We start from the raw sequence: 15,965 nt of genomic DNA, 5'->3' as shown, positions 1-15,965 counted from the left end.
TTATACCGCCTCGCCGGCGATCTTGACCTCGAGCTCGAGGGCGACGCCGGTCGCTTCGCGCACGCGCTCGCGCACGAGGTCGATGAGGGCGAGGAGGTCGGCGGCGCGCGCTTCGGGCACGCCGGGGCCGGGGCGCTCGACGACCAGCCAGTTGGCGTGCACGGGGCTGACGATCGCGGCGCCGACGCGGGTGCCCTTGAGGCCGACCGACTCGATGAGGCGGCCGGCGAACTCGCCGGGCGGGTTCTTGAAGGTGCTGCCGTTGTTGGCGACGCCGGTCGGCTCGCGCTGGCGCCGGCGCTCGCGCAGGCCGGCGACGTCGGCCTCGATCTCGGGGCGCGGGCGCGGCCAGCAGCGCAGCTCGGCGCCGACGACGAGCTCGTCGGGCGGGAGGTCGCTGCCGCGGTAGCGAAAGCCGCACTCGGCGTGCTCGCGGGTGCGCGCGCGGCCGTCGCGGTGGAGGCTGTGCACGCGCACGACGACCCTGGTGAACTCGCCGAGGTAGGTGCCGGCGTTCATGACGAGGCCGCCGCCGACGCTGCCCGGGACGCCGCCGAGGAACTCGAGGCCGCCGAGCTCCCAGGTGGTGACGTGCTGCAGCAGGCGACCGGTGGTGGCGCCGGCCTCGACCTCGACGCGCGCGGGGTCGGCGGGGTCGGGCCGCTCGACCCGGTTCATGCGTGCGAGGTTGACGACGACGCCGCGGATGCCGGCGTCGCGCACGAGCAGGTTGGAGCCGCCGCCGACGAAGCTGACGCCGATCGCCCGCGCGTGGCAGGCGGTCAGGAGCATCTGCAGGGCGCGGGCGTCGGCCGGCCTGGCCCACAGGTCCGCCGGGCCGCCGAGCCGCAGGGTGGTGTGCCGGGCCATCGACTCATCGGGCCGCAGCTCGAGCGCGCCGGGCGGGAGGTCGAGGTCACCGAGCTCGGCGAGGAGCCGCTGCCCGCGGGAGTCGGTCATGGCGGTCACGCGCGGGCGGCGGGCTCGCGCAGGCCGTCCAGGTGCGCGGCCAGCTCGCGGCTGACGTGGGTGACGCTGCCGGCGCCGAGGGTGATGATGAGGTCTCCGGGACATGACTCTCGGGCCAGGTACTCGGAGAGGCCGGCGACCGGCTTGTGGATGACGACCGGGCGGTCGGGCCGGCGGGCGAGCATGGCAGCCTCGAGCGCCTCGACGGTGGCGCCGGGCAGGGGTGATTCGCCGGCGGGGTAGATGTCGGTGAGCACGACGAGGTCGGCGGCGTCGAGGCTGGCGGCGAAGCCGTCGAGGTGGGCGCGCACGCGGGTGTAGCGGTGGGCCTGGAACACGGCGACGAGCCGCCGCTCGGGGTAGCTGGTGCGCGCGCCGGCGAGGGTGGCCCGGACCTCGGTCGGGTGGTGGCCGTAGTCGTCGACGACCATGACGTCGCCGGCGGTGCCGCGCACGGTGAAGCGGCGCTGGACGCCGCCGAAGCCGGACAGGGCGTTGGCGACGGCGGCCATCTGCAGCTCGTGGAACTCGCACACGGCGATGGTGGCGAGCGCGTTGAGGACGTTGTGCACGCCGGGCATGTGCAGCGTGAACGGCCCGAGGTCGCGGCCCTGACCGACGACGCGGAAGTGGGTGACGGGGCCGTCGTGCACGACGTCGACGGCGCGGTAGTCGGCCTCCTGCGAGAAGCCGTAGGTGACGAAGCGCTTGTGCACGCGCGGCAGGATGGCGGCGGCGTTGGGGTCGTCGACGCAGACGACGCACAGGCCGTAGAACGGGACCCGGTTGGCGAACCCGACGAAGGCGTCCTGCAGCCGCGTCATGCTGCCGTAGTGGTCCATGTGCTCGTCGTCGATGTTGGTGACGACGGCGACCGTGGGCGTGAGCATGAGGAAGCTGCCGTCGCTCTCGTCGGCCTCGGCGACCAGCAGGTTGCCGCGCCCGTTCTTGGCGTTGCTGCCGAGCGCGTTGAGCTTGCCGCCGATGACGACGGTCGGGTCGAGGCCGGCGGCGTGAAGGGCGGTGGCGACGAGGCTGGTGGTGGTGGTCTTGCCGTGCGAGCCGGCGATGACGACGCCCTGCTTGAGCCGCATGAGCTCGGCGAGCATCTCGGCCCGCGGGATGACGGGGATGTTGCGCGCGCGCGCAGCGACGACCTCGGGGTTGTCGGCCCGCACGGCGGAGGAGATGACGACGACGTCGGCGTCCCCGAGGTGGGCCTCGTCGTGCCCGCGGTGGACCACGGCGCCGCGCTCGCTGAGCCTGCGCGTGGTCTCGCTCTCGGCCAGGTCGGTGCCGGTGACGCGGTAACCGAGGTCCAGCAGGATCTCGGCGATCCCGCTCATCCCGATCCCGCCGATGCCGACGAAGTGGATGTGTGTGTCGCTCTTGCGGAACATGCGGGGAAACGCTGGCCGGCGAGTGTACTGGTTCGCCGGTAAAAGGACACAAAAAGCCCCGGCTGTGGCGGGAGGCGCGCGGGGCGGCAGAGGCTTCAACGTGTCGAGGCAGGTGGGTTATTTCCCGCGGCAGAAGCGGCGGGAGGCGGGTTTGGGGCGAGCAGAGCGGGGCGCGCGCCCGATGCGCGGACGCAGGTCGGGCGCGGGCGGGAATCTCTGCAGGGGGCTTGGGGCGCTCGATCGGCGCTCGATCGGCGCTCGCCATGTCGAGGCGACGCCGAGAGCGGGGCGGCCGTGCGTGCCTCGCCGGGGGTGATGCGACCTCGTCGCTGTGTGGGGCGGGCAGCTCGCATGATGCGAGCATGGCGTGTTCGCCGGAGCTCTGGGCATTGATTCGCAGGAGATGAATGCCAAGACTGTGCTTGAATGATCAGACATCCGAGCGCGACAAGCGATCGATGGTGATGCGATTGGGCCGAGCTGCATGAGCAGACCCGTCGGCGTTCGGCCCGGCGAGGCCGTCCGGGGGGCCTGCGGAGCGGGCGCCGGGGTCCGGGGTGTGGACGGATCCGGGGTTCACTTTCGCGCTGGACATGCTATACGAAGTGTGTGCTCGATCTCGCGCATCGCCTCGCCAACCTCCTCGAACCCTGGTTCCACCAGCACCAGCGCGACCTGGCGTGGCGGCGCACGCGGGACCCGTACGCGATCTGGGTCAGCGAGATCATGCTGCAGCAGACGCGCGTGGACACCGTGGAGGCGTATTACGGGCGGTTTTTGGAGCGCTTCCCGGATGTCGGCACGCTGGCGGCGGCCGACGAATCGGAGGTGCTCGCGGCGTGGAGCGGGCTCGGGTACTACCGCCGGGCGCGCCTGCTTCACGCGGGGGCCCGACACGTGGCGACCAGCCACGGCGGGACCGTGCCCGACGATCCTGAATTGTTGCGCAAGATTCCCGGGGTGGGCCGGTACACGGCCGGGGCGATCGCGTCGATCGCGTTCGACCGGCCGACCGCGCTGGTCGACGGCAATGTGGCGCGCGTGCTTTCGCGGCTGCAGGCGCTCGAGAACCCGAAGCAGCAGGACGCGAGCGCGGCCGGGCACTGGATCATGGCGCAGAAGATCGTGCAGGCGGGCCAGCCGCGGGTGCTGGCGCAGGCACTGATGGAGTTGGGGGCGACGGTGTGCACGCCGATGGGGCCGCGCTGCGAGGGCTGCCCGGTGCGCAGCGAGTGCCAGGCGCTGGCGAAGGGGCTGCAATCGACGATCCCGACGCCGAAGCAGCGAGCGCCGTCGCCCCGCGAAGATCTATGGGCAGTGGCGGTGCGCCGCAACGGCCGGGTGCTGCTCGAGCAGCGCGCGAACGAGGGGCTGCTGGGCGGAATGTGGTGCCTGCCGCTGATCGAGCGCAAGAGCACGGACCGCGCCGGGGCGCCGCCGCGGGTGATCGCGGAGGTGACGGGAGTGAAGGTCAAGTCGGTCGAGGCGCTGGTGGAGCCGGTCAAGCACGTGTTCACGCACCGGGTGTGGATGCTGTGGCCGTGCCGCGGCGAGGCGGCGGTCGTCGACGTGCCGTTCCGGGCCGGCTATGAGGACGGCCCGGGGCGCATGTGGATCGCGCCGGGCGAGCGACCGCGCGGGGGGATCCCAAAGGTGACGGAGAAGGTGCTCGAGCGGCTCGGGTATTGATAGGAGCCGGAATCACCGTACTGTGAGCGGCCGGCCCACTGGGTACGTAGTCGCAGTGATTCCGTGGTCGGTGCATTCGCCGAGGTCGCCCGGGCAACCGAGGTCGCGGCTGCCGGGTAATCATCGCGGTCGGTACATTCGCCAGGGTCGCGCGGGCAGCCGCGAGGTCGCGGCTGCCGGGGGCTCATCGGGGTCGGTGCATTCGCCGGTTCAGCGCATCTTCTTGACGAAGGCGGCGACGGCGTCGACCTCTTCGGGCTTCAGCTTGGCGGCGAAGGCTTTCATCATCGTGCCGGGGATGCCGACCTTGATCGCCTTGGCGACCGCGCCCTTGCCGTTCTTCTTCTGCCAGTTCTTGTCGGTCATGTCCGGGATGCCCTTGCTCTTGAGGCCCGGCTTGCCCTTGCCGCTGACGTCGTGGCAGGCGGCGCAGTGCTTGACGTAGAGGCCGCGGGCGTCGATCGCCTTGGGGGCCGGCTTGGGCTTGGCGGGGGCGGCGGGCGCGGGCGTCGGGGCCTTGGCCGGCGGGGTGTCGTCGTCGACGATGACGTCCGGATCGGCGGCGGGCGGCGGGCTGTCCGCGGGGACAGGCTTGCTGTCCGCGGGGACAGGCTTGCTGTCCGCGGGGACAGGCGGGGCGCTGGCCACGGCCACGGCGGCCGCGACGTCGGCGCCGACGGCCGCGCCGAGAGTCGCGGGCGCGGTGGCGACCTCGTTCGGCGCGTACTTGCGGATCATGAAGGCGTAGCAGAGGTCGAGCTCGGCCGCGGGGGCGGTCATGCCGTTGTCGGCGACCATGCGCTCGATGACCTCCTTGACCTCGCGGGCGGAGGTGGGCGGCTTCTTGTCGACCTCGGCGAGGTCGTGGCACTCGGCGCAGCGGGTCTCGAACGCTTTTTGCGCGGCGGAGGCGTCGTAGGTCGGCGCCGGGGCGGCCGGGTCGACGGGGGCGATCGCCTGCTGCTGCTTGAGCTTCTGCTCGCGCTGCTGGCGGGCCGATTTCTGCAGGTCGCCGGTGATGGCGACCAGGTAGGCGGTGACGTCGTAGAGCTCGCGCTCGGTCATCGGGTCCTCGAACATCGGCTTGTCGGCCATGCGCTCGACGGTGCGCCACCAGCCGGCGGGCGAGCGCGGCTGGACGAGGACGGTCTTGAGGTCGTGACAGACGACGCACTTGGTGGCGAGGATCTCCCGGCCGTGGCGCAGGGCGTCGACGGTGGTGAGGTCGGCCAGCGGGGCGTCGGCGGGCATCTCGGCCTGCGGCAGCAGGCGGGCGACGCGGGCCCGGTTCTCGACGCTGTAGACGCCGCCGCCGACCTGGCCGCGCGCCAGGCCGTACTCGCGCAGGGCGCTCGGGACCGACAGGCCGAGCAGCAGCACGGAGCAGCCGAGCGTCGCGGTGGCCAGCGCCGGGACCCAGGACTGCAGGTGGCGGAACAGCTTGTAGAACGCGAGCTCGACCAGCAGCAACACGCCCAGCAAGAAGCCGAGGCTGACGTGCACGGCCGAGCGCGGCGGCAGCTCGACCTGGTAGTTCCACAGCCGCGGGACCATCACGGCCATCATCACCACGTAGAGCGCGGTGAAGATGACCTTGAAGATGTCGTGGAGGCGCACGAGGTGCCGCGGCGCCTGGCCCATGCCCGGTTGATGTCCGTCGGGCCAGCCCCACAGCTTGAACATCAGGAACACTGACGCGAAGCCCGAGATCAGGAACAAGAGTCCGAGGGTGACGCTCGCTGCGATTTCCATGGCCGTCCTGGCCATCCGACCGTATCGCAACTGGCACGGGCCAGCCAAGAGCGCGGTTGACCCGCGCAGGCGGTGTCGGTACACCCGGTGAGGTGGCGGAAGGCCCCACGGCGTCTCGCGCCGACCCCGCGCGCCCGCGCGTCGAGGTGCTGGCGGCCTGACCCGACATCACGGTGAGGCGCCACGTGTGTCACGCGGGGCCCCGCGACCGGCCGGTCCCGGAGCAGCACCGCCAGGTATGCTGTACTTCGTGCTGGTCGGCAGTTTTTGTGACCGCTGCCGCGACCGCACGCTCGCGCTGGTGGCCGGGTCGGTGCTGCTCGGCGAGGGTGAGGAGGGGTTCGAGGGTTCGCACGAGCACGGGGTCGGCGACGTGTGCCCGAGCCCCGGGCTGTCGGCGTCGCTGCTGGCGGCGGTGGCGTCGAAGTCGGCGGCGCCGGGGCGGCTGTTCGCAACCCCGGCGCTGGCTCCGCGGCCGCGGATCTCCGCCCTGGCGCGGGCCCTCGCGGCCGCGACCCGTTCACCCGACCCGACCGACGCGCCGGAGGTCGAGGCGCTGGCGCTGACGCTGACCGCCGGCTGTTCGGAGAGCTGGCTCTTCAGACAGGTGCGCGCCGGGCCGCGCCGGGGCGCCCGAGCGCGCGCCTCGAAGCTGGCCTTTCAGTCATGCGCGAATGGGCATGTCCGAAAGGTCATATGATCCGGCGCGCCGAGGCTGTGGCCGCGAGCCGGTTGACGTAAGGCGCCCCCAGGACATGTCCTGAGAGACAGGGGCGAAGCCGTGGTCTGCGCCCGAGGACATGTCGCAAGGGACATGCGCTGCGGCGGCCCCGGCGCGGCCCGAAAGCGACGAGCGCCGCCCGGGATCCGGGCGGCGCTCGGGCTGGCGCGCGTGGCAGGAGTCGAACCTGCGACCTTTGGCTTCGGAGGCCAACGCTCTATCCAACTGAGCTACACACGCAGTTTGGGGACGGGATCTCTACCCCAGGAGGTTCCGGCTTGCAAGCCCCCGCCGGGGTGCGCGGGCGCCGGGTCCACGCCGCCCGCGCCCGTGGCCGCGGCCTTGGGCCCTGGCTTCGGGGTGGTACACTGGACTTCGATGCGCTCTCTCTTCGCGCTGCTCCTCCCGCTCGCCGTGTTCGGCTCCACCCTCCTGGAGGGCCTCGACCGGGCCTTCGGCGGCCTCGACCGGCTGCGGGAGATCTTCCGCCGCGCCCAGGAGCTGCTGGTGCTCGGCGGGGTGGCCCTGGCGCTGCTCGCCAGCCTGGTGTTCATCGCCTCGTGGGCGCTGTCCCACGCCCGCCGCGCGAGCGACCACTCGCGGCCGTGGCTGTCGCGCGCGGTCCTCGCACTGGCGTACGTGCCCGTGCTCCTGACGGTCGTGGCCGCCGCCGGGCTGTTCGTCCCCGGGGTGGCGCCGTTCATCCTCAAGGCGTTCGCCCTGGCGGTGGCGATCGCGGCGGTGGTCTGGTGCCTGGCGCTGGGGCTGATGATCGCGGGCGGCTCACGGCGCGACCTCGGTCGCGGGCGGCGGGCGATCGTCCTCGCCGGGACGCCGTGGTACTGCCTGGTGGTCTACATGGCGACGTTCCTGTGAGCCGGGCCGGCCGCTGAGCGGCGTCGTCACGCGGGTCGAGGCCATGCTCGGTCGCCGGAGGCGTGACGATGAGAGCACCGGGTCGGATGCGGGGGTGGTGCTGGACGATGGTGGCGCTGGCGTGCGGGCCGTCGTCGCCGGGCGCGACGACGGGGAGCGAGTCGACGTCGATCTCCGAGGCAACGGGAGCGACGTCGGGGGCGAGCTCCGAGGCGACGGGAGCGACGTCGGGAGCGAGCTCCGGCGAAGCGTCGTCGGGAGCGAGCGCCGGCGAAGCGTCGTCGGGAGCGAGCGCCGAGGCCACGGGAGCGGCGACTTCGATGGCGCCGACGAGCGGGGCGGGGGAGGTCACCTCCTCTGCGACCACGGACACGACCGCGGAGGACGCGTGCGTGGTCGTGCCTTCGCAAGACCTGTGCTCTGCCGCGTGCGAGCCGCTCACCGATTGCTGCAAGTGCGGCGGGCCCCTGCCGTTGCCGTCCGGCCGCGCGACTTGTGCCATTCCGACCGGGATCGTCGGCGCATTCTGCCCCTGGCCGGTCGAGTCCGTGCGGCTCGACGACGTGTCGCTGCCGCAGGGCGTGGCCGATTGCAGCGATCCGAATGCGCTGTGGGTGCAATTCCACGCGGACGGCGAGCGCATCGTCGAGCTGTGCGGGGCGGCCTGCGCGACGTACCTGGCGGGGACGTTCGCCTCGCTGGAGATGGAAGTGGGGTTCTGCGAGGCAGCATGAGGGCGGGATAAACGGCGATCTCGGAGAGGGCAGGTCGCAGGTCGCGTGGCGCCATCGGTTGACCGGGGGTCACGCCGGGCTCGAGTCCAAATTCGGACCACCGGGTGTCCACGTGTCGCCATCACGGCGCGGCCGAGTCCGCTAGCGTGGCGGACCATGGACGGACGACGCGTCGTTGTTGTGGGTGTGCTCCTCTTGGGCGGTTGTGACACGCGGGCCGAGGGCCGGACCACGGCCGCGCCGGACCCGGCGCCGGTGGCCCCGGCTCCGGCGCCGACGGTCGCGGCGCCGGCGGTGGCCGCGGGTGAGCTCGATCCGGGCCGCGGGACCCAGATCGGCGCGATTTTTGAAGCCTACTTGAGCCCGCACCAGGAGGGCGACGAGGAGGAGAACACGCCCGCGACCACGCCCAAGCAATTCCGCTCGACCACGCCGTCGCAGAACCGGGCCGCGCGCGAGGCCGCGGGGCACCGCGCGCACGGGCAGGTCCGCTTCACCAACGACTTCAGCCGGGCGTTCGTCGACGTCAAGATCGAGGGGATCGATCTGAAGTCTATCAACATGTTCCACATCCATTGCGGCAAGCCGGGCATCCTCGGGCCGATCCTCGTCGATTTCGCCCACGCCACCGATCTGCAGGGCAACCTGGCCGACGGGATGTTCTCGGTCGAGATCCGCAACGAGCACCTGGTCCAGACGGTCGAGCACGCGCACGGGCTGGTCGGGGCGTTCACCACCGGCTGCGTGATCCCGAGCCCGTCGCTCGGTAGCGTCGCGCCGGTCAAGGTGTCGACGGTCGCGGGGATGGCCCAACTGGCCCGCGACGGCGAGCTTTATTTTAATCTGCACACCACGGGGCAGAGCTACTTCGGTGACATCCGCGGGCAGATCCACCCGCTGGCTCCGCGCTGAGGCGGACGCGTGCCGAGTATGATCATAGGTCCGCTGGGACAGGTCTGCGGCGCGCCGAGAAATGCGCGTAGGCGCGGCGCAGGTCGGCCTCGCGGTCGCAGCGGTCGAACGGCGGGAGGTACGGGCCCTGAACGTCGTGGGCCCACACAGGCAGGACTTCGCCGGCGCCGGCGTCGGCGATCGCCAGCCACCGGCGGCGATCGAGGCCGAGCCCCGCGAGCAGCACGTTGTCGGAGAACACGACCTTGCCGCGCCGGTCGTACCAGGTGCCGCGCTCGTTCTGCTGCAGCACCGCGAATTGCAGGCGGTAGATCGCCAGCAGCTCGGGCAGCGTGAGCCCGAGGGCCAGGGCGGCGAGGGCGTCGAGCTCGACCAGCGCCTGCCGACGCGCGAACGGGGTGCGCAGGGGGGTGCCCGGGGTCCAGCGCGGGCCGAGGGCGGCGAAGGACGGCAATCGTGGATCGGCGCTGGCGAAGCCGTCGGCGCGAAAGGCTTCGACGAAGGCGTCACGCCACAGCGGCGCGTAAGGCTCGGTGAGGCAGTTGAGCAATAAGGCGCGCAGGACGATCTCGGAGCGCCAGGCCGTGGGCAGCGGCAGGAACTTGACCACGTCGTTGCTGAGGTTCGACTTGCCGGTGATCTTGAGCCAGAAATCGTAGGGCAGCGAGGCGGCCAGGCCGGCGAAATGCACGGTGGTGGCGTCGTCGCGGCAGGCCAGGCTGACGCTGGCGCCGATGTGCGCCGGCCCGGGCGGGAGCAGGGCGCCGATCAAGGTCCGCTCGCCGGAGGGCGACAGCATCTTGCGGGCGATCCAGCGCGCACGCGCGGCGAGGGGCGTCTCGTGCCAGCGCGGGCTGCGGGCCGCGTAGGTGGCGGGATCGCAGGCGGGCAGATAGTTGGTGCGCGGGAGATAGTCGGGGGCGATCGCGGCGAGGTCGATCGTGGTGTAGTCCATGGGGCTGCGACAGGCCGCGTTGGGGTCGCGCGCGAACGGGGTGGCCACGTAGTAGTGCGGGCCGGACACGATCCATTGGGCGAGGCGCTCGGGCCGGCAGGTGACGCGGCGGATGGTGCCGTCCTGCTGCTGATAGGTCTCGTGGAAATGTTCGCTGGTGGTATAGGCGTCGGCGAGGTCGAGCATGCGCCGCGGGCCGGCGGCGAACTTGAGGAGGATCGGCAGCAGCGCGCCGGCGTGCACGATCGGCAGGCGAGCCTCGGCGAGGGGCGTGTCGGGTGCGTCGAACACGGCGCGGAACAGGGCCAGAGCGGCCGCGTCGACGTCGACGACGCGGTCGCGATGGCCGCGGAGGTCCCAGGCGCCGTCGTCGCCCTTGAGGCCGGGCACGTCGCCGCTGCCGTCGTGGGCGAGGCTGTCGTCGAGCGTGCGCGGGTGCAGCAGGTTGGCGACGTAGCGGAATCGCGGGACGTCGCGGCGGTCGCCGCAGATCGTGAAGGCGTAGGGGCGCGTGTGAAGGACCTCCGGGAACAGCATGAGCTTGTTCTGGAAGCGGGCGGCGAGGCGCAGGCGGTGGTGCAGCTCGGCGCGCAGCGGGCCGCCGGCGGGGTCGTCGAACACGCCTGTCTGATGGAACAGGCCGACGACGGCGCGCGGGCCGGCGAGCGACCAGGCGCGCACGAGGAAGGCCTTGTAGAGGTTGGTGGCGGTGCCGCCGAGCAGCGGGTAGAGCCGGCTGCTCAGGAAATTGCGGGTGCCGAGGCTGGTGGTCAGCTCGCGCTCGTAGCGGCCGCGCGAGCGTGGGTCGGCGAGCAGGCGCTGGCGCTCGGCCTGCGAGAGGGTCGCGGCGGCGCGGCCCTGGCCGAGGCGTGGGTGCAGGTCGGCGAGCACGCCGGTCTCCTCCCACACGACCTTGGTCCACGGCGGGTTGCCGAGGATGATGTCCATGCCGCCGGCGGCGAACACCTCGGGGAAGGTGACCTCCCAGTGAAAGAAGCGCTGCTCGCCGGCGACGCGGCGGGTGACGGCGAGGGCGGGGCGATCGCCCGGGCGATCGAGGTCGTCGGTGGCGAGGAGGTGCTCGACGTCGGCGAGCCATTGCCCGCGGTCGGGCAATGCTTCGACCTGGTCGATGGGCCAGAACCACAGGGCGCACCAGTAATCGAGGATCGCGGCGAGCTTGCGGCCGGGGGCGTCGGGGCGGGCGAGGGCTTCGCAGGCGGCGACGGGATCGAGCGGGGGCGAAGGTTCGTCGGTTTGACCCCACAGCGCGAGCGGCTGGCGGACGGCGGCGAGGGCGGCGCGGCGCTCGTCGAGGTGGGCGCGCCACAAGAGGTCGATGCCGGCGCAGATCGCCGCCAGCCGCGGCAGCTCGCGCGCGGTGTCGGCGGCGAGCTGCTGCCGGCGCCAGGACTTGATGCGGGCGACGGCCGCGGGCGCGAGCGACTTGAGGGCGCGGTCGTCGTCGAAGCCGGCCATGCCGGGGTCGGCGAGGAGGAAGTGATAGACGGCGCCAGCGGGCCGCGGTTCGTGGAGGGGCACGGCGGCCGGTTCACAGCGGAGGCCGCGGGCGAGGTCGTCGGCGCGAAGGACGGCCCGGCGGGCGCCGATCAGGCTGTTTCCGACGGCTGTCCGCAAGGACAGGTTCGGCGGGGCGGCGCCTTCGTGGCGGACGCTCAGCCACAGCGAGACGCGGCCGAGCTCGGCGGCGAGCGGGTCGAGGTCGACGCCGTAGCAGTTGCGAGCGACGAGGTGATGTTTGACGCGCTGTCGCTCGTGGGCGTACCGGTCAGCGGCGATCGTGCGCCCGAGCTCGGCCTGTTTGCGCGCGAGGTAGGCGTCGGCGAGCTGTTCGACGGCCTCGTGGAGGAAGGCGCCGGAGCCCATGGCGGGCTCGCAGATTGTCCATTGCAGGATGTCGTCGGCGCGGGCCCCGGGGAGCCGCTCGGCGAGGGTGTGGCGGGTGAGGCAGCGAGTGAGCAGCTCGGGGGTGTAATAGGAGGCGCTCTTCTCACGCTCGCGGCCGGCGAGGCGGTAGAGGAATTTGCCGCGCGGGTGGAGGAGGGGGAGGCCGGCTGCGTCGCGCACGAGCGCGTGCCCGGGGTCGTCGGTGAGCTGGGCGGGAGCGACGAACCAGGTGCGGGCGTCGTCGTCAGCGAGGTCGGCAGCGGCGCGGACCTCGTGCACGTCCTCGCGGGCGAGGAAGCCGGTGTAGCTGAGCAAGCCCTCGTAGACGGCGCCGAGCTGGTGGATGCCGAGGTGGGCGTAGGAGATCCGCGCAGGCGGGCGCTTGCCGAGCGGACGCGATAAGGACAATCGCCGCAGGACGTCCTGGAGGACGTGATTCCGCAGCCGGGCGGCGGTGAGCAAGGGAATGCGCGTATCGTCGAACAGCTGGCCGTGAAGGCCAGCGAGGGCGAAGCCGGGGTAGCCGCGCTGGGCCAGGCGAAACAGGAGCTTCAGCGAGGCGTCGAGGTAGTGGCCGTCGCAAGCCTCGGGGGCGTCGAGGGGTACGAGCTCGAGGTCACGCAGGGCCTCGAGCGAATAAGCGCGGCGATAGGCATCGGTGAACCAGGGCTCGGCCTGCAGCCTGGGGCCGCGAGCCTCGACGTAGAACAGGAACAGCAGGCGGTAGAGGTAGACGACGCATTCGCGGGCGAGGCGGTCGGCGAGGTGCGGGGCGTCGATGACGGACGGATCGGCGCAGCGGTGCCAGTGGATGCATTCGTCGGCGAGCCGCTCGATGATGTCGCGAGCGCCGCGAATCCGCGGTCGCGGCTGGTCGAGGGCGAGCTGATCGAGCAGGACTTCGGGGTCGCAGGGGCCGAGTTGCTGGGGGTCGGGGGCAGAATGAGGGGAGACGAGGTCGGTGGACCCGGAGTGAAGGAGCTCGAGGTCGTCGAGGTCGTCGAGGAAGACGGCGTCGCGGCCCTGCACGAGCGAGGAGAGGCCGGTGACGTGGAGCTCGGCGCCGCCGGCCGCGGTGACCCGGACGGCGCGCACGAGCCATCGCTCGCCGCGGACGAGGACGCGCGCGCCGACGAGGTGGGGGCGAGGCTCGGTCATGCGAGAGGTCGCGCGAGGGGCAGGGTAACGAGGTTGATTCGTGGGTCCAAGCTGCGCATGCTGCGCTCGGGCAATAACGCGCCGAATCGGCGCGGCGGACTCTTCGCATTCGTGCGGGGATGGCGGGCGGACGAGCGAGCCGCGGGGTCGGCGATTTCGTTCGTGAGCGATGGGATGTCTAGCGAGACATGTGGATGGGCGAGGCGCGAGGGAGGCCGGTGCACGGCGCGGGCGGTGAGCCATGATATGTCCTTTTGGACATGTTTAGGGGTGACGCGGGGCGGCGAGCCGTGATATGTCCTTTCTAGACATGTTTAGCGCGATGCGGGGCGGCGAGTCGTTGCATGTCCTTTGGGACATGTTCATGGGCGGCGAGCTGCGATTTCCTTTTGGACATGTTCAGGGGCGGCGCGGGGTGGCGAGTCGAGATATGTCCTTTTGGACATGTTTAGTGCGACGCGGGCGGCGGGCGTGAGATGTCCTTCTGGACATATGACGGGGCGGCGGGGGCGGCGGCCGTGAGATGTCCTCTGGGACATGTGGTCGGGGTGGCGAGGCCTGCGCCGTTTGACGGCGGTCGCGGCGAGGCGCGGCCGCGGGGGCGCTGGGCGGGCGGGCTGGCGGTCCGGAGCGGCTGCGCCATCCTGGCCCGGGATGCGGGAGATCCGTCTGACCCTGCCGCCCGGCGCTGCGGAGGCCGTGTTCACGCTGGCACGCGCGGCGGGGATCGCCGAGGCGAGCGTGCACGAGGTGCGGGTTCTGGGCCGCGAGGAGCCGGCGGAGGAGATGACGGTGAAGTCGTCGACGCCGAAGATCCGCGAGTTCCTGCGCGCCCTGCTGTGCTCGCCGCTGTTCGACCGTCGCACGGTTCGGTTCTCGGCCCACGAGGTGCTGGCGCTGGTCGACGAGGAGTCGGCGCAGCGCGTGACGGTGCCCGCGGGGGTGCCGCTCACCGACGTGCATCACGATCTGTGGCGCCATTGCCACGTGACGGCCAGCCTGGTGGCGCGCACGTGCGTGTCGGCGGCGCTGTTGGCCTACGCGATGCTCAAGGCGGATACGCTGCTGGCCGTGGGGGCGCTGATCTTCACGCCGTTTTCGCCGCTGGTGCTGAGCGCGGCGCTGGGGGTGGCGGCGCGGCGGCGCGCGCTGATGCTGCAGGCGCTGCGGGTGCTGGCGCTCGCGCTGGTGCTGACGCTGCTGTCGGCGGCGCTGACGGGGGCGCTGGTCGGCGGGCCGATGATCGACGTGGATTTCGGCGGGCCGACCCGCAACTTCGTGGCGTCGGCGCTGATCGGGGTCATGGCGGCGCTGGCCGATTCGGACGAGGTCGGCCGTCGCCAGCTGCTCGGGCTGGCGATGGCGTACCCGTTCGTGCGCCTGATCGCGTGGCTGGGGCTGACGATGACGCTCGGGGCGCCCGAGGGCGGCGAACGCCTTCACGATGTGTTGTTGCTGTCAGGCAACGCGGTGGTGATGACGGCGGCCGCGGCGACGACGTACCGGGTGATCGGCCGCGACGGCGAGCTGACCGGGCTGCCGTGGTGAGAGAGCGGAGCGAAGGGTCGGCGACACGGAGCATTCGCGTCCCGGGCGATCAGGCGGGGTGGAGGCGCAGGGGGGCGGAGACGGGGCCGCGCACGGTCATGGTGCGGTTGCAGGCGATCGGGCCGGGCAGCCGATCGATCCGGGCGAAGCGCTGGAGGAGGGCGGAGACGGCGATCTGGGCCTCCATGCGGGCGAGGGCGGCGCCGAGGCAGAAGTGAACGCCGTGGCCGAAGTTCAGGGCGCCGGCGCTGCGGCGGTCGAGGTCGAAGCGGTCGGGGTCGGCGAAGCGCCGCTCGTCGCGGCCGGCAGCGCCGACCAATGCGAGCACCAGCGAGCGAGCGGGAATGTCGACACCGGCGAGGGTGAGGTCGCAGGTGGTGAAGCGGGGCAGCGATTGGCTGGGGCCGTCGAAGCGCAGCATCTCCTCGACGAACGCGGGGACCAGCGCGGGCTCGCCCCGCAGGCGCGACCACAGGTCGGGGCGAGCGGCGAGGAACAGGGCCGAGGTGGCGATCAGGTGGGTGGTGGTCTCGAGGCCGCCGAGCAGGATGGCGATCATGAATTCGAGGATCTCGGCGTCGCCGAGGCGCTGGCCGTCGAGCTCGGCGCTCACCAATTCGCTGACGGTGTCGTCGATCGGGGCGCGTCGGCGATCGGCGATCACGGCGGTGAGGTAGGCGGAGCTCTCGGCGATGGTGGCCCGCACCCGGGCGGCGTGGGCGGCGTCGAGGGGCTCGGGGGTGACGGATAAAAAGTCGTCGGCCCAGCGCTTGAAACGGTCGCCGAGGGCCTCGTCGAGGCCGAGCAGGGTGGCGATGACGAAGGCCGGCAGCGGGGCGGCGTAGGCGCTGACGAGGTCGACTTCACCTGCGAGCCCGGCGAGCAGTTGGTCGGCGCGAGCGTGGATGGCGGGCCCCAGGTGGGCGACGGCGCGCGGGCCGAGCGAGCGGCTGGCGAGCGCGCGCAGGCGGGTGTGGCCCGGGGCGTCCATCGCCAGGATCGAGCGCGCGAGCGGGTTGTAGTCGAGCCACGGCGGCTCCCACACGGCGCGAAAGCCCTGCGAGGAGAACCGCGCGGGGTCGCGGAGCACGGTCATGACCTCGTCGTGCCGACTGACGAGCCACACGCCAGCAGGCTCGGCCAGGCACACGGGGGCGTCGCGTCGCAAGACGGCGTAATGGGGGTAGGGGTCGGCGCGGAATTCGGGGGCGAGGATGTCGATGCTGGTTCGCATGCGCCGCCCCTTCGCAGGTCGCGTGCCGGCACTGATTTCAACGACTTGCCCGGGGGGCGCGCAGGACTTCGGTCGGTTTGACCGCTCGCGTTCGGTCACAATGACCGGA

General features: G+C 72.1%; 11 protein-coding genes and 1 tRNA gene. 6 read left to right on the top strand and 6 right to left on the bottom strand.

All coding sequences use genetic code 11. The features are described 5' to 3' along the window. Both murB and murC read right to left on the bottom strand, forming a co-directional pair. Window positions 1-960 carry a UDP-N-acetylmuramate dehydrogenase gene (murB, locus tag POL25_RS31200; protein WP_272089916.1) on the bottom strand — a complete coding sequence of 320 codons (960 nt, stop codon included), beginning with the start codon at window positions 958-960 and terminating at the stop codon, window positions 1-3. Between the two features lie 5 nt (window positions 961-965). Beyond that, a complete protein-coding gene (gene murC / locus POL25_RS31195; protein ID WP_272089915.1) occupies window positions 966-2,369 on the bottom strand; it encodes a UDP-N-acetylmuramate--L-alanine ligase in 1,404 nt (467 codons plus the stop codon). A gap of 609 nt (window positions 2,370-2,978) precedes the next feature. Between murC and mutY the strand changes: the two genes are divergently transcribed. Further along, window positions 2,979-4,058 carry an A/G-specific adenine glycosylase gene (mutY, locus tag POL25_RS31190; protein ID WP_272089914.1) on the top strand — a complete coding sequence of 360 codons (1,080 nt, stop codon included), beginning with the start codon at window positions 2,979-2,981 and terminating at the stop codon, window positions 4,056-4,058. Between the two features lie 210 nt (window positions 4,059-4,268). Here mutY and POL25_RS31185 read toward each other — a convergent pair whose 3' ends face one another. Then, window positions 4,269-5,810 (bottom strand): c-type cytochrome, encoded by a 1,542-nt coding sequence (locus POL25_RS31185; RefSeq protein WP_272089913.1) that lies wholly within the window; start codon window positions 5,808-5,810, stop codon window positions 4,269-4,271. Between the two features lie 250 nt (window positions 5,811-6,060). On the opposite strand from POL25_RS31185, the gene POL25_RS31180 reads away from it, so the two are divergent. Further along, the gene (locus tag POL25_RS31180; RefSeq protein ID WP_272089912.1) at window positions 6,061-6,510 is read left to right on the top strand and encodes a hypothetical protein; all 450 of its coding nucleotides are present in this window, start codon (window positions 6,061-6,063) and stop codon (window positions 6,508-6,510) included. A gap of 184 nt (window positions 6,511-6,694) precedes the next feature. Here the strand turns inward: POL25_RS31180 and POL25_RS31175 are convergent. Then, a tRNA-Arg gene (locus POL25_RS31175) sits at window positions 6,695-6,771 on the bottom strand. A gap of 138 nt (window positions 6,772-6,909) precedes the next feature. Here POL25_RS31175 and POL25_RS31170 point away from each other — a divergent pair. From POL25_RS31170 to POL25_RS31160, 3 genes are all read left to right on the top strand, one after another. After that, window positions 6,910-7,407, top strand: a complete 498-nt coding sequence (locus tag POL25_RS31170) for a hypothetical protein (RefSeq protein ID WP_272089911.1) — start codon at window positions 6,910-6,912, stop codon at window positions 7,405-7,407. A gap of 320 nt (window positions 7,408-7,727) precedes the next feature. Then, a complete protein-coding gene (locus POL25_RS31165; RefSeq protein ID WP_272089910.1) occupies window positions 7,728-8,141 on the top strand; it encodes a hypothetical protein in 414 nt (137 codons plus the stop codon). A gap of 156 nt (window positions 8,142-8,297) precedes the next feature. After that, complete coding sequence (locus tag POL25_RS31160) at window positions 8,298-9,053, top strand: CHRD domain-containing protein (protein WP_272089909.1); 756 nt, start codon at window positions 8,298-8,300, stop codon at window positions 9,051-9,053. Between the two features lie 22 nt (window positions 9,054-9,075). Here the strand turns inward: POL25_RS31160 and POL25_RS31155 are convergent, their stop codons facing one another. Further along, window positions 9,076-13,074 carry an Eco57I restriction-modification methylase domain-containing protein gene (locus POL25_RS31155; protein ID WP_272089908.1) on the bottom strand — a complete coding sequence of 1,333 codons (3,999 nt, stop codon included), beginning with the start codon at window positions 13,072-13,074 and terminating at the stop codon, window positions 9,076-9,078. A 654-nt stretch (window positions 13,075-13,728) separates the two neighbouring features. Here POL25_RS31155 and POL25_RS31150 point away from each other — a divergent pair. After that, window positions 13,729-14,622 carry a hypothetical protein gene (locus tag POL25_RS31150; RefSeq protein ID WP_272089907.1) on the top strand — a complete coding sequence of 298 codons (894 nt, stop codon included), beginning with the start codon at window positions 13,729-13,731 and terminating at the stop codon, window positions 14,620-14,622. Window positions 14,623-14,671: 49 nt separating this feature from the next. Here POL25_RS31150 and POL25_RS31145 read toward each other — a convergent pair whose 3' ends face one another. After that, window positions 14,672-15,856 carry a cytochrome P450 gene (locus POL25_RS31145; RefSeq protein ID WP_272089906.1) on the bottom strand — a complete coding sequence of 395 codons (1,185 nt, stop codon included), beginning with the start codon at window positions 15,854-15,856 and terminating at the stop codon, window positions 14,672-14,674. Window positions 15,857-15,965: the final 109 nt, after the last annotated feature.

Origin of the sequence: Nannocystis bainbridge, assembly GCF_028368995.1 — a bacterium.
GTDB lineage: Bacteria > Myxococcota_A > Polyangia > Nannocystales > Nannocystaceae > Nannocystis > Nannocystis bainbridge.
Note: the sequence above shows the minus strand (reverse complement) of the source record. Positions and strands in the feature narration are given on the sequence as shown.

Excerpts from the sequence above, each read along its gene's own strand:
- POL25_RS31165 (WP_272089910.1), top strand. The coding sequence starts at position 7,728 with ATGGCGCCGACGAGCGGGGCGGGGGAGGTCACCTCCTCTGCGACCACG.
- POL25_RS31160 (WP_272089909.1), top strand. The coding sequence starts at position 8,298 with ATGGACGGACGACGCGTCGTTGTTGTGGGTGTGCTCCTCTTGGGCGGT.
- POL25_RS31145 (WP_272089906.1), bottom strand. The coding sequence starts at position 15,856 with ATGCGAACCAGCATCGACATCCTCGCCCCCGAATTCCGCGCCGACCCC.
- POL25_RS31150 (WP_272089907.1), top strand. The coding sequence starts at position 13,729 with ATGCGGGAGATCCGTCTGACCCTGCCGCCCGGCGCTGCGGAGGCCGTG.
- POL25_RS31185 (WP_272089913.1), bottom strand. The coding sequence starts at position 5,810 with ATGGAAATCGCAGCGAGCGTCACCCTCGGACTCTTGTTCCTGATCTCG.
- POL25_RS31170 (WP_272089911.1), top strand. The coding sequence starts at position 6,910 with ATGCGCTCTCTCTTCGCGCTGCTCCTCCCGCTCGCCGTGTTCGGCTCC.
- POL25_RS31155 (WP_272089908.1), bottom strand. The coding sequence starts at position 13,074 with ATGACCGAGCCTCGCCCCCACCTCGTCGGCGCGCGCGTCCTCGTCCGC.
- murC (WP_272089915.1), bottom strand. The coding sequence starts at position 2,369 with ATGTTCCGCAAGAGCGACACACACATCCACTTCGTCGGCATCGGCGGG.
- murB (WP_272089916.1), bottom strand. The coding sequence starts at position 960 with ATGACCGACTCCCGCGGGCAGCGGCTCCTCGCCGAGCTCGGTGACCTC.